Annotated in this window: 8 protein-coding genes and 5 pseudogenes; 7 read left to right on the plus strand and 6 right to left on the minus strand. The window is 54.8% G+C overall.

Features of this window, described 5'->3' with window-relative positions:
• Nucleotides 1–69 (plus strand): annotated as a pseudogene (locus ACT4ML_RS15325) (IS6 family transposase); the annotation flags it as partial.
• Here the strand turns inward: ACT4ML_RS15325 and ACT4ML_RS15330 are convergent.
• Nucleotides 66–497, minus strand: coding sequence for a hypothetical protein (locus tag ACT4ML_RS15330; protein ID WP_444721651.1), 432 nt, complete (start codon nt 495–497; stop codon nt 66–68). The pseudogene ACT4ML_RS15325 and the gene ACT4ML_RS15330 sit on opposite strands and share 4 nt — an antisense overlap.
• 558 nt (nt 498–1,055) lie before the next feature.
• Nucleotides 1,056–1,256 (minus strand): annotated as a pseudogene (locus tag ACT4ML_RS15335) (transposase); the annotation flags it as partial.
• Between the two features lie 146 nt (nt 1,257–1,402).
• Between ACT4ML_RS15335 and ACT4ML_RS15340 the strand changes: the two are divergent.
• Both ACT4ML_RS15340 and ACT4ML_RS15345 read left to right on the plus strand, forming a co-directional pair.
• Nucleotides 1,403–2,869 carry an aldehyde dehydrogenase family protein gene (locus tag ACT4ML_RS15340; protein ID WP_444721652.1) on the plus strand — a complete coding sequence of 489 codons (1,467 nt, stop codon included), beginning with the start codon at nt 1,403–1,405 and terminating at the stop codon, nt 2,867–2,869.
• A gap of 1,908 nt (nt 2,870–4,777) precedes the next feature.
• Entirely contained in the window at nt 4,778–5,269 is a 492-nt protein-coding gene (locus ACT4ML_RS15345; RefSeq protein ID WP_444721653.1) for an MOSC domain-containing protein, read from the plus strand.
• A gap of 77 nt (nt 5,270–5,346) precedes the next feature.
• Here the strand turns inward: ACT4ML_RS15345 and ACT4ML_RS15350 are convergent, their stop codons facing one another.
• Complete coding sequence (locus tag ACT4ML_RS15350) at nt 5,347–6,531, minus strand: trans-sulfuration enzyme family protein (protein WP_444721654.1); 1,185 nt, start codon at nt 6,529–6,531, stop codon at nt 5,347–5,349.
• A gap of 79 nt (nt 6,532–6,610) precedes the next feature.
• Here ACT4ML_RS15350 and ACT4ML_RS15355 point away from each other — a divergent pair, with 79 nt between their 5' ends.
• On the plus strand, nt 6,611–6,952 hold the full coding sequence (locus ACT4ML_RS15355; RefSeq protein ID WP_444721655.1) for a transcriptional regulator FilR1 domain-containing protein: 342 nt from the start codon (nt 6,611–6,613) through the stop codon (nt 6,950–6,952).
• Nucleotides 6,953–7,134: 182 nt separating this feature from the next.
• Complete coding sequence (locus ACT4ML_RS15360) at nt 7,135–8,346, plus strand: MFS transporter (RefSeq protein ID WP_444721656.1); 1,212 nt, start codon at nt 7,135–7,137, stop codon at nt 8,344–8,346.
• A 92-nt stretch (nt 8,347–8,438) separates the two neighbouring features.
• Here ACT4ML_RS15360 and ACT4ML_RS15365 read toward each other — a convergent pair.
• The 3 genes and pseudogenes from ACT4ML_RS15365 to ACT4ML_RS15375 form a co-directional block, all read right to left on the minus strand.
• A pseudogene (locus ACT4ML_RS15365) lies at nt 8,439–9,103 on the minus strand (HD domain-containing protein).
• 121 nt (nt 9,104–9,224) lie between these two features.
• Nucleotides 9,225–10,319 (minus strand): TrmB family transcriptional regulator sugar-binding domain-containing protein, encoded by a 1,095-nt coding sequence (locus ACT4ML_RS15370; protein ID WP_444721657.1) that lies wholly within the window; start codon nt 10,317–10,319, stop codon nt 9,225–9,227.
• Between the two features lie 99 nt (nt 10,320–10,418).
• Complete coding sequence (locus tag ACT4ML_RS15375; RefSeq protein WP_444721658.1) at nt 10,419–10,892, minus strand: acyl-CoA thioesterase; 474 nt, start codon at nt 10,890–10,892, stop codon at nt 10,419–10,421.
• Nucleotides 10,893–11,086: 194 nt separating this feature from the next.
• On the opposite strand from ACT4ML_RS15375, the pseudogene ACT4ML_RS15380 reads away from it, so the two are divergent.
• Nucleotides 11,087–11,809, plus strand: a pseudogene (locus tag ACT4ML_RS15380) (site-specific integrase); the annotation flags it as partial.
• A 55-nt stretch (nt 11,810–11,864) separates the two neighbouring features.
• Nucleotides 11,865–12,501: pseudogene (locus tag ACT4ML_RS15385) on the plus strand (IS6 family transposase).
• Nucleotides 12,502–12,503: the final 2 nt, after the last annotated feature.

Here is a 12,503-nt window from a genome sequence, read left to right on the forward strand (position 1 = left end):
CATGCTAAACCATCAACCGCAGAATCGTGGCTCCAAGCCTTCGCTGTCTGGCAGAATGCTACAAACTAAACACGACCGTCGAATGCGTCCCATTCTTCATTTACTTTCAACTCATGGTTGTTTGAGTGGAAGGTTGCAACGACTGTCCGTGATCGGTGTAAATCTAAATCAGTCGGTGTGGACGCCATTGCCGCCTGCGCAACATCGACAATCAGTCCGTTCTTGAACTGTGTCGGATTGATTGTACCAGCATCGACAGCGTGTTGCGTCTCGAACGGTTGTTCGGCCAGACCAGCATCTTCGATATTAATTCTGTGTCGTGATAGTCCATCTAATGATTCCAGAATCACGCGAGTCCCTTTCAAATCGAAGAGCGGGTCAAGTGAGTCGGACCACACAGATTCTGCTAACTCCCGATGTTCTTGGACATCAACGCCATATTCGACAAACTGGGCGATCCTCGAAATGCCATCGAAGTGGACAGGATCAAGTGTCATAGACCATAGAACAGACAGGTTCCTCAAAAAGAAAGTGGTTGTGCGTTATACTCAATTAGAAAATCCAATTACTACCACTCTTGGCCTTAACCAACATTCGAGGAAGGTGTACCGAGAGCGTTGGTTAATACTGACTACCACCGATCCATTTGCCGCTGGAAAATATCACGCGGATCGAATGGACGTCCAGCCCGCCCGGGCGGCTCGAGCGTGGGTGTTCGCAAAGGAGATCGCCGCGAGTCACGGGCTCGAGATTGAGGATGCGCTTCGGCAACGGGGCGAATTATAGCGCGAATCGTCCCGCTGACTCTCAAAACCATCGTTTTCGGACGACCCACTTCTCGAGTCGAGTGCTGAGTTTCGGCCACCGTAAGGTAGAAACGTAGGATATGAACGCTTGGATTCTCACCTCTCTGAGGTGACTGTCACGCTGAAAAGAAAGTAATCTCACGCCGAACTGGCGGCGGCTCAGGAACGAGCGCGAGTCACGGCGAGAAATTGGCGGTGTCGGACGGCGTTGCGACTACGGAACTGGCGAACTCAGGGGGAGAACCGCGCCTAATCGGGTGGGTCGAGGCCGAAGTGCTGGGGCGTCAGTTCGAGGAACTGGCCCGAGGAAACGCGCGGCGAGTAGTCGGGATCGTCCTCGAACGCCAGCTTCACCAGCAAGTCCACGAGCCGCCAGATGTTATAGAGGACGCACGCGAACGCGAAGTTGAAGAACCGATAGTCGCGCTCACTTTCAGGAGTTTCTGCCAGGAGTATCAGCCATTTAAGTGCATATCCCGGAGGCTAGCCTGCAGCAGCCATTTAAGCGCATATCCCGGTGGCTAGCCTGCAATGAACAATAGCATACGAACAATGGTCGCGCATGGTAGATCAACGCTTGGAACGGGTGCCCATCCATGGTAGATCAGGTCTATATCGACGGGAGCTGGGAGACAGTAGCGACGGACGAGACGATCACAGTGTACGACCCTTCGACCGAGAACGTTCTCGGCGAGGTTCCAGCGGCCGGCGACACGGAGGTCGCGGCTGCCGCGGAGGCGGCGGCAGCAGCACAGTCGGACTGGGGGCTTCGGTCCGCACCCGAGCGTGCCGAGTTGATTGACGACATCCTCACCGTCGTCCGGGAGCACCGCGACGAGTTGGCATCGTTGCTCACGGCCGAAGTCGGCAAGCCGACCTCCGCAGCCCAAGACGAGTTGGACTTCGCGCTCGAAATCGGCGACTACGCCGTCGGTGGCGGACGCCGCATCGAGGGCGACGTTCTTCCGGCCAACTCTCAAAGTGAGAAAGTCACCATCGAACGCCACCCACACGGTGTCGTCAGTTGCATCGTCCCGTGGAATTTCCCGGTCTGGATATTCATTCGGAAGGTCGCCCCAGCACTGGTCACCGGCAACACAGTCGTCGCAAAGCCGAGTTCGAACACGCCGCTTGCGACTCATCGGTTGGTCGAACTCATCGACGAGGAAGTTGACCTCCCTGACGGCGTGCTCAACTTCCTCACCGGCCACGGCTCCGACCTCGGCGACTCGATGGTGAGCGACGGGAACGTCGATATGGTTTCGATGACCGGAAGCACCGGCGTTGGCCGACAGATCGCCCAGACGGCCGCCGAGTCGCTCATCCCCGCCTCGCTCGAACTCGGCGGGAAGGCACCGGCAATCGTCTGGAAGGACGCCGACCTCGATGCGGCCGTCGAGGACCTCATCACCGCACGGGTATCGAACACCGGCCAGATATGTACGTGTGCCGAGCGGATCTACGTCCACTCCGAAGTCGCCGAGGAGTTCACCGAGAAGTACGTCGCCGCCGCCGAGGACATTACTATCGGCGATCCCCGAGACGACCCGGACATTGGACCACAGGTCAGCGAGGGCGAACTCGAAAGCACTCACGAGGCGGTCGAAACAGCGACCGCCGAGGGCGCACGCGTGCTCACCGGCGGGAACCCGCCCGAGGGCGAGGAGTTCGAAAACGGCTACTGGTACACCCCGACGGTGCTCACCGATGTCACCCAAGACATGGAGATCATCCAAGAGGAGGTCTTCGGTCCTGTCAGCCCCATCATCGAAATCGACTCGATGGACCAAGCGCTCGAATACGCAAACGACTCGGAGTACGGACTCTCTTCGTATCTGTTTACCAACAACTACCGGCTCGTCAACCGCATCGCCGATGAGCTCGATTTCGGCGAGACATACATCAACCGGACACTCGGCGAGGAGGCACAGGGCCACCACATCGGTTGGAACAACTCCGGCCTCGGTGGTAACGATGGGGAGGACGGCAAGTACGGTCTCTTGAAGTACACGAAGATCAAAACGTTGTATCACAACTACGAGGATCCAGCCGGAACGCAGTGAACACCCACCAGCGGACGATTCTTTCAATCTGATTATAGGTAGTGAGATTCGCATGCACGGCTCACTGCGAAATTTGGACTGTCAAATTAAGTTTCGAGAGTAATTATGCATGACGAATCCTACCTAGCCGATTTCAGATGGAGAGGACATCGACACGGTACGGTCGATTCGAGACGACATTCACCAGCGTGTAGTGGATCTGTTCGATGAACTCAGCGACGACTCACAACTGAGCGCCACCGCGAACTGAGATGGCTGACGATTTCCCGTGGGAGGACTTTCAAAACCGTAGCTTGGACCCTGCTGCTGTCCGCTGGGCAGTTGCTTTCATCGCCGGGTGGTTCGTGGCGTGGACCGGGTTCGTCCTCTACAGCGGGAACGATCTCGTTCCAACACTCATGCAAGGAGCAGCTTCCGCGGCCGCTCTCGGAGTTCTTGCCGATCTCACAAAATCCCGCTCTCTCAGTTAAACAGGCAGCTTCATGGACGACGTCGAAGGAGTTTGAGGTACGGTGGTTCCACTTCGCGTTTGGTTGTATCGTCTATAACATGTGGTTGCTCGTCGATTTCTTGACGCAGGAGCGAATCGGGGTGATTGAGACTCGGAAGAAGCCGAGGATCAAACTCTCTCGGTTCACAGATTGGTTGGAAAATGGTCTTGAGGAGTGGTTGGAAGAGGAATTGAGCACACTCCTGTGAAACCCGTTCCGGACCAGCGTATCCTGAGTGCCAACAAGAAGAGTAGTACCGAAACGATATCGGCGAATTGGCCGGCGTTTTCTGACTGATCACTCCCCTTTGAGTCGCACCCTTACCTGTCAGCCACCACGCTTTCTCCGGATAGGCCGAATCATCTATTCGGGGGGTGGAAGCGGGCTGTCGATGGCATCCCATCCGATCTGGAACATCGGACCCACCACAACTCGAGTCAGAGGCAGGGTCATCGCCACGCACCCACCAGAGAGGCCACACGGAGCTTTTCACATACTGTTCTTTAAATACGAAGCCGCGGCCAACGCCGGCGATGTCTCTCACCAACCGAGAAGCGGACCTCGTTCACGGAGTTGCCATAGTCGAATACCCTGCGAAGGATGTCCATCAACTTGCCTTGGGACTGCGGTCAGTCAGTATCAATATATCGTTGAGAATCGACGAGATATTGAGTGAACTCAGTTCTTGTGTTTCATGATAGGATATCAACTAAAATGTAACAATCTATATCTATAGATGAATGTTTCTCACTATAAATTACTAATATATCTACTAGATAGAAACCACTATATATTACCGATAATGAATGTTCAGTACTGAAATCAAATAACGAAATAATGTTGTACAAGACTGTTCACACACGAATTCCGGTCATACCCGTCAACGTGGTGTTCCTCAGGTGGAGTAGCAGCACCATGGTCTCCAAATTCGATCGAGACGCACTGATTACACGATGACCGGTTGCAAGAGCACCCCACAGGACTGGGACGTACTGGTTGCCGATGTGATTCGTGGTACAACGTACGATCTCGAGGGACCGATTGGACGTCTTCTTCGTCGGCTGAATTGAAACAAGTCGTACAGAGGACATCGTACGCGTCCACGATCCACTCCGGCAGCGGCGGCCGCGGATCAGTAAGATCGTTCATCGCCCTTTCGGTATCATAGTCGTTGATATTGAACGGCTTAAAAATACCCCACAGTAACTGGAGAGCTACCGCTGTGAGATGTCTAGAAAATTTGACGCGGGATCGATAAGACCGTACATGAGGGTACCATAGAACGATTCGCATGACGTACCTTTCGATCTATTTGGACTGAACTGTCTGTTCACTACACGTGTGGATATACCCCTGAGTTACCTTGTCAACAACCTACACCCGAGTATTTATACTGTGCTAAACGCGCATAGCACACATGACCGGGAGTGGCACTATCAAACGGATTTTTATCGCATCTGAAGCCGAAGCGGAGATGGAAGAACAGACCGACGTTGAAGCAGTTGCCGGAAAAGGTCTTCGAGGTGATCGCTACTTTAGCGAGATTGAGACGGGAACCTTCGTCGAGTGGGAACCAGATGGGGAACGCCACGATGGGTACGACCTCACGTTGATCGAGCAGGAGGCTGTCACAGCAATCGAACGTGAAGCGGGAATCGAACTCGCACCGGGAGAACACCGACGAAACATCGAAACCCGTGATGTCGCACTCAATCATCTCGTTGGACAACGATTTCGAGTCGGTGACGCCATCTGTCGAGGGGATCGACTGTGTGAACCGTGTAATCATCTTCAGCGCATCACTCAAGACGGTGTCTTGCAGGCACTCACTCACCGAGGTGGACTCCGAGCGGATATTGTCGAAGATGGGATAATTCGCCCCGGAGACGTAATCGAACCGCTCGAATAATCCACACTCTTTCGTTTAGGGACAATTCGTATTCCTGCTTGCGGATCGGGACAGTCGGAGAAAAGGGGAACGTGCGTCTACGGTAGTGCCTTCCGGAGGTCCTCGCAGAGGTCATCAGCGTCTTCGAGGCCAACGGACACACGGACCAACGTCTCGGGAATCTCTGCTGACTCCTCACTACGACTGAACTCGTCCGGAATCATTAGTGACGGTACCTCAACAAGGCTCTCGACCCCACCGAGACTAGCTCCCGGCGTGAATACCTCAAGTCCCTCGATGAACGCCTCAAGTTCAATGAGTGTGCCATCGAACTCGAAGGACAGCATCCCGCTGTACCCCGACATCTGCTCACTCGCAAGCTCGTGTTGTGGGTGGCTCTCAAGACCCGGATAGTGGACACGAGTGACCCGATCGTGGCTCTCGAGGAACCGGGCAACTGCCATCGCGTTCTTTTTGTGATGTTCCATTCGCGCGGGCAGCGTCTTGATACCTCGCACAACGAGGTAGCAGTCGAACGGCGAAAGCATATTCCCAAGCCCGACCCGCTGCGCGAACGCTAATTGCTCGAAAACTTCATCGTCATCGGTGATAACAGCACCGCCGATCGAGTCGGAGTGCCCGTTGAGATACTTGGTAGTGCTGTGAACGACGACATCAGTACCCAGTTCGAGTGGGGCTTGGCAGTACGGACTCGCAAAGGTACTGTCTACGCCGAACAGAGCATCATGGTCATCGGCGATGTCGGCTATTGTTTGGATATCGCACAACCTAATCAAGGGGTTCGACGGTGTTTCTGCCCAGATCAGGTCAGTGTCCGTGTTGACTGCATCGGCGACGTTGTCAGGGTCACGGGCGTCAACAAAGTCAATGTCAACGCCGAGATGTTCGGCCATGTGTTCGGTAAGCAGCTTTTCGGTTCCGCTATAGATGGTGTCCGAGGAGACGACGTGCCCTCCCGAGGAGACCAGTGACAGCATCGTCGTCGATGTGGCGGCCATTCCGGAGGCGAACGCCAACCCATGCTCGCCGCCTTCGAGGCGGGCTAATTGCTCTTCGAGGGCTGCCCGCGTCGGATTGCTCTCGCGCGAATAGTCGTGTTCATTGGTGTCCTCCCCGCTGGCCCACTCGAACGTAGTCGAAAGGTGGATCGGTGGGACGACGTCGTTCGTTCCATCTCTGTGAGGATGCGTCTCGGTTTCAGCTGCACCCACTGCGATGGTTGCGAATCGATTCCCGTCGAACTGGCTATTGTGTCGTGTCATCAGATACTCACCACGAGACCTACTCGAACCCGATTTAGAGTGGTGTACATAGGAAGGTTCTCAATTGCGAAGGATAGACGTGAGCAGTCCTTACCCTTTACCGCTCATCGAGTATCAGCGTTTCAAAGGCGTGTTCTCTCCCGAAGCGTTGGATGCGATTGCGGATGATTCGTCGTTGCGACAACCACCCCAAGAATTAATCGCGGCTGACGGAGTTGAGATACGACTTCACGAGGAACGGATACCACATGCTGTGACGATAGCTGACGATGTCGTCCACTTCATGCTGCGTGACGAGGCAGGGGCTCTGCGGGCGGCGCTGGATACTGATAATGAGGCTGTGCTCGAGTGGGCTAGAAGGAAGCACGTCCAGTATTGGGAGAACTCATCTCCACTTGGTTCTGAGGATCTTCTTCGATGAACCGTATTGTGGTCTAATCCCGATATATTCGCCTTGTATCATCTGTAAACTGGGTTTAGGGAGATCGATTGTGGGGGCGTGGTCATTTGGGGATGGTGAATCCAGGTGGGTGCGCGTTTAACAACACCTATTGTTAAATAAATTGACAGGATTTAACCCGGTTCGAGCCGTCTTACTTCGTGATGAATCCTCGAAACGCCATTCCAAACAGTACCAACCATTCGAACGGCAGTGTCGACCCCGGCGACGCTCGGATTGCCAACTCAATCGAGTTCGGGATCTTGGGCGCAATCTTCGCCACGTGGGCTGTTCGCATTCCAGCGGTAAGCGCCTCACTCAACCTAAGTGAAGGCGATGTCGCAATCGCACTCCTCGCCCTGGCAACCGGCAGCATTATCGGGCTCATGACCAGCGGCGTACTAGTCTCAAAATACGGGGGCAGAACCGTCATCCAAGACGGCCTCACCGTCTACTGCCTTACGCTCCTCTTCGTCGGCTTTGCCAACAACTTCACGACCCTCATTATATTCCTCCTCATATTCGGGTTCGGGAAGGGGTTGATCGACGTTGCCGGAAACTCCCAAGGAATCCGGATCGAGCAGAACTACCCCGGCCAGATTATGGGTAGTTTCCACGCTCTCTTCAGTGGCGGCGGGATCATTGGCGCAGCATTCGGAGCCATCGCCACTAGCCTCAACCTCTCAGTCCAAACGCACTTCACAATCGTTGGTGTCACGCTGCTCGCCGTCGGATTCGTGGCAAGCAGTTGGTTGCTCCCGAACAACAGCAACGCGGATGCCGGGCCGACCTTCGCCTTGCCATCCCGCAAACTCGCTGGCTTCTGCGCCATCGGCTTCTGCTCACTGTTTATCGAAGGGGTCGGAAACGACTGGAGCGCTGTCTTCCTCGAAACCAGCACCGATGCGAGCCCCACCGTCGCGGCACTCGGATTCGCAGCGTTCTCGCTGACGATGATGACTGGCCGATTCCTCGCCGACAAAATCGTGCACCGGTTCGGCCCGAAACAGTTTATTCGGATTGCCGCACTGGTTGCCACGGCTGGACTCGCACTCATCCTGAAGAGCACGACCGGTATCGCGCTCGTTGGGTTTGGCGTTCTCGGGCTGGGACTCGCCGGAATCATGCCTGTTGCGTTGAGTATGGCTGGCAATCACGACCCGTCGGCACCCACCGAACCAGCGATTGCTGCGGTTTCAACCGCGGGCTACGCTGGCTTCGCAATTGGTCCAGTGGCAATCGGACTGATCGCGGAGGCATCGACGCTCCGTCTAGCGTTCGTTCCGGCGTTCGTACTCACCCTGTTAATCGTCCTCTTCACAGGGATTCTCCCGACGGTTGCCCGCGCTGCCCATCAGGGCGAAGCCTCGACGTAACCTCCTGTCTGCTGACATCGGGTTAGCAGAAGTTGATAACACGGTTTCTTTATTCAGAGTCTTTCTTGTAACCGTCGCTCAATGCAGCTACTTTATTTTCCCGTGCCTGCGTCGGTTTCATTGGCGAACTGTGTGAAGAATCTCTGCATAAAGTCCCACCGCGACTCTCCAAGGCGTCGGCCTGGGTCAGTATACAACGCATCAAGCCGCTCGCGCGCCCACTCGCGTAGGAGATCGATGTCTGGCAACTCGGTGCGATCTGCGCTGAGTCTGGATGCGTTGTCGATAATTGCATACTGATCGCCGGTACACCCTGAGCGCTCACCGACGATACAAGCGAGTCGAACAAGCCCAACAGCGCCAGTCGCATCAAGCTTATCAGCGTCGAAGAGTAACTTCGCCTCGATTGTCTCTGGTTCTGGAGAGCTCGCCCAGATGCTGTGTGCTTGCAGACAGTGCTCGATAGCTGTAATCTGGTCAGCTATCACCTCTTCCCTTCAAGAAGGGTTGTGGCCTCGTTGGCCGCCCATTCCTCGTGTTCATCAATCTCCCCAACCCGTTCAAGTGGCCGGCCAATATCGTGGAACCATGCTGGTGAAGCCAGGACTTCTCGGTCAACACTGTCTGGATGCTGGTTGGCAAGGTGGAGCGATACATCACGTACTCATATTGCATGGAAATTATCGTGTGCGGGGAAGGCATCCTCATAGTACGGGAGCGAAAGTTCTCGGGAAAGGGGGCCTAATCTGGAGGGCATTACTACCGGATAATCCCTGCGGGACGTTAGTGATTATGAAGGGGACACCACATACTAAGCAAAATCCCCGAATCAGTTACGGGATCGATCTTGGATAACGAATCCGTACTATCAACTACTGTTAAGGGTGCTGGACTGAAGTTTCTGTGCCGTCGATATTTTCGATGGTAAACCGTTTCCCGGCGATATCCTCGACGAATGCGCCGCGTCCGCCAACGGTATAGACGCCATCTTCGGTTTCGAACTGGACGCGCGCTTCAGCGGCGAGTTTCAAGAGTGACCCCGCGTCGTCTGGTCGTGACGCAGTGTATCCGATGTCGATGAACTGGCCGTCGAGTTCGCAGTCTCGGCCCGTATCGGTGAACTCACCATCGACGCATCCAGTAATTGTCGCCCCTTCTTGGAGGAGCGGTTCGATACTCCGAATGCAGTCCGTGATTTCGACGTACGAATATGGTGGCTCAGTGGGTCGGTCGCTGTACAGTGTCTCGTAGACCTCCCAGAGACGCGTGAGATAGTACCAGTGGAAGACATAGGCGGTATTGTAGTCGTCGATTAGGACACCATAATCGTGTGAGAGACGATTGTGTGTGGCATAACACGCTCGCTGGCGGTCTACAAGGAGGAGAAAGGGCCCCGGGAGGTTTCGTCCGCGCACATCTGTGCAGACACCCTCGAATATGGATTCATCGAATGGAAGTGATTCATCTTCTGGGAGAAAAAGCGAGAGTTGGACGTGGACGCCGCGCTCGTAGGCCGCTCGGAGGAGTGGTTGGAGTGTCGTGAATTGGTCTGGTGTCGCTGCCAGTTGGATGTGGTCGTCAGCTCGCTCGATCTGATCGCGGGCGTGGTCGAGAACCGTGCGGAACTGTTGGACGAGACTGACAGTGCTATCGGAGATTTCTGGAGACTCGTACCGGGCTTCGATTTCGTCGATTGCGGATTCGTATCGATTGATTGTGGTTCGAAGGCTGGAGAGCGCGTCACTGGGGTCATTTACGCGAGCGTAGAAGTGATCCCGTTCGTAGACGGTCACAAACCCTTGGTCGGCGAGCGCCCGAAGAATATCGTAGATCCGGGGTTGGGGAACACTACTTGCTGATGCGATCTCGCTTGCAGATGCCGACCCGAGTTCAAGCAAGGTGACGTACGCTTCTGCTTGGTATGGGGAGAGGCCGGCTTCTTCAAGAGTGGTGCTCAATTCGGCACGGTTCATTCTCAGACAATGATTCGGGGGACAACCCCATAAGACTTCCACGCAGGTCAGAACGCAAACGAGAATGTGGTTTGGCTGGAGGGGAACTATTGGGAAAAGTTAGCTGGTCGCTGGGAGGGGGTCTTGCGTACGTGGTTCTTCGCGGATTGCTTGGCGGTGGAGTTCCCCACCTTCGTACGTCTTGATTGAAAGGTCGGGGACAGGAACGGGTTCGTGGGCTTCGTTGATGGCGACGTAGACGAAGTAGGACTGGGTCGTTAGCTCACGGTTCCCGGTCTGTGGGTTCTCCCGGTAAACCGAGAGTCGAACCCGGACGCTGGTGTCTTCGGCCTCGTATACGTACGCCTCGATGATTGCAGTATCGCCCCGTGGGATGGGTTGCTGGAAATCGACTTGTTCCATGCGGGCAGTAACGCAGGTCTCGCCAGCAAATCGCATGGAGGCCAGGGCTCCGGCTTCGTCCATCCATTTCATGACGTTCCCGCCATGGGCGATGTCGTAATGGTTTGTGTCGTTGGGTTGAATCCAGACTCGATTCTCGATATGAGTTTCTACTAACGTAGTGCAGCTCATTCAAACGAGTGTTTGTATTTATCAGAGTTAACTACATAGACCGCGGCAATCATCGCATATATTTGTATATTATATAATCGGAAAAATCGAGATAGTCACAGCGAGAACAAGGGTGGAAATCAGTGTCCCCTTTAGACGCAAGAACAGATTAGTAGTCCCCGCTGAGCCTGTGCATTATTCCCCATCTTCGCAACACGTCGTGGTGTGGCTGGTGCGTCAACGAGGGTTACCTCGAGGCCCACTATGCCCAGCGGGCAAGCGCGATGGCACCGCTTCCCGAGGATGACGACCGTAAGCCCGGTGACCAGCAGGCTTAGACGTCCGAATAACGTCGCGCGTTCACCCGCTATGTCGACGAGCGAGCCCGCGAGGCCATCGAGACGTACACGACACTTCCGGAAGATGCCGATCCCCTCGACAGGCAGCAAGCGCGCTATGAGGTGCTGAAGGTGTCTCGTGACGTGCCCTCGTGTTCGTTCTCGCGTATACCGCTGTTCGGGTTGGAGAACTTCTCTGGGACCCGAACGATCCGCGCCGGCGCGGCGTCCGCTGGGAGGAAATCTCGCTCGAGGGCGGGAGTATGAACATCTATCGGAAGAAAGAGCAGTAGGATGCCGCGAGCCTCCCTGACCCGGTAATTTCGCCGTTGCGGAGTACCAGAAGCTCATGGATCCACCAACGCAGCGCTGGTCAGTGTTTCTGACATTCGATCAGCGGACGCTTGCGGAGATTGTGAAGGAGGAGCTAGCCGACCGAGGAGAACACTCGAATACAATCGACGAGCAACATGGAGTACGCTCGCGACCTCTTACTAGCGCTCGACGAGGACATCTAGCCGTCGTCGATCATGACAGACGGCGCACGGTCAATTTTCCAGTGACTCTCGGAAGCCGCAGATAAATATTTCCCATCCGAAATAGGCGCTGTTTCGTTAAGCGTGAAAAGTGAGGCGGCACGATTTTGTGCTGGTCTATGGCAAAAATCGACCGCCTCAACGGTTGTAGCGACTGGATTGATTTGAGTTTTGTGGAGCGAGAACGGATACCGCGTCGGCTGATGGAACTCGGTATTCGACTCCATCTTGCCGGATTATCGCTTTCGAATACCGTTCGGGAACTAGAGAAGTTCGGTGCCCAACGCAGTCGTAAGGCGATCCATGACTGGGTTCACAAGTGCGATCTACAGCCAGCGGAAGACGAGAAGCCGAATCACGTTGCGCTCGACGAGACAGTGATTCAACTCGACGAACATCGGTATTGGCTGTACACTGCTGTCGATCCGAAAACGAACAAAAATTCACCATATGAAGCTGTATTCAACGACTACGACCGCGTTGACAGAACGGTTCCTGCAGGAACTCACTGAAAAACATGATTTCGATGATACCGTGTTCCTCATCGATGGAGCAAAAGATCTCCAGACTGCACTCCGTCGATTTGGGCTCCGATTTCGATACGAAAAACATGGAAATCGGAACGCTGCTGAACGTGTCTTCCGTGAGATAAAACGACGTACTTCCTCGTTCTCAAACTGTTTCAGTCATGCACAACCGTCAACAGCTGAATCGTGGCTCCAAGCCTTCGCCGTCTGGCACAATGCTACAAACTAAAC

This window comes from Natrinema sp. LN54, from assembly GCF_052439245.1.
In the GTDB taxonomy this organism is placed as follows: domain Archaea; phylum Halobacteriota; class Halobacteria; order Halobacteriales; family Natrialbaceae; genus Natrinema; species Natrinema versiforme_A.

Bases quoted from the DNA above. Each gene is read 5' to 3' on its own strand.
- ACT4ML_RS15375 (WP_444721658.1), bottom strand. From the start codon at position 10,892: ATGAGCTGCACTACGTTAGTAGAAACTCATATCGAGAATCGAGTCTGG.
- ACT4ML_RS15330 (WP_444721651.1), bottom strand. From the start codon at position 497: ATGACACTTGATCCTGTCCACTTCGATGGCATTTCGAGGATCGCCCAG.
- ACT4ML_RS15350 (WP_444721654.1), bottom strand. From the start codon at position 6,531: ATGACACGACACAATAGCCAGTTCGACGGGAATCGATTCGCAACCATC.
- ACT4ML_RS15370 (WP_444721657.1), bottom strand. From the start codon at position 10,319: ATGAACCGTGCCGAATTGAGCACCACTCTTGAAGAAGCCGGCCTCTCC.
- ACT4ML_RS15345 (WP_444721653.1), top strand. From the start codon at position 4,778: ATGACCGGGAGTGGCACTATCAAACGGATTTTTATCGCATCTGAAGCC.
- ACT4ML_RS15340 (WP_444721652.1), top strand. From the start codon at position 1,403: ATGGTAGATCAGGTCTATATCGACGGGAGCTGGGAGACAGTAGCGACG.
- ACT4ML_RS15360 (WP_444721656.1), top strand. From the start codon at position 7,135: ATGAATCCTCGAAACGCCATTCCAAACAGTACCAACCATTCGAACGGC.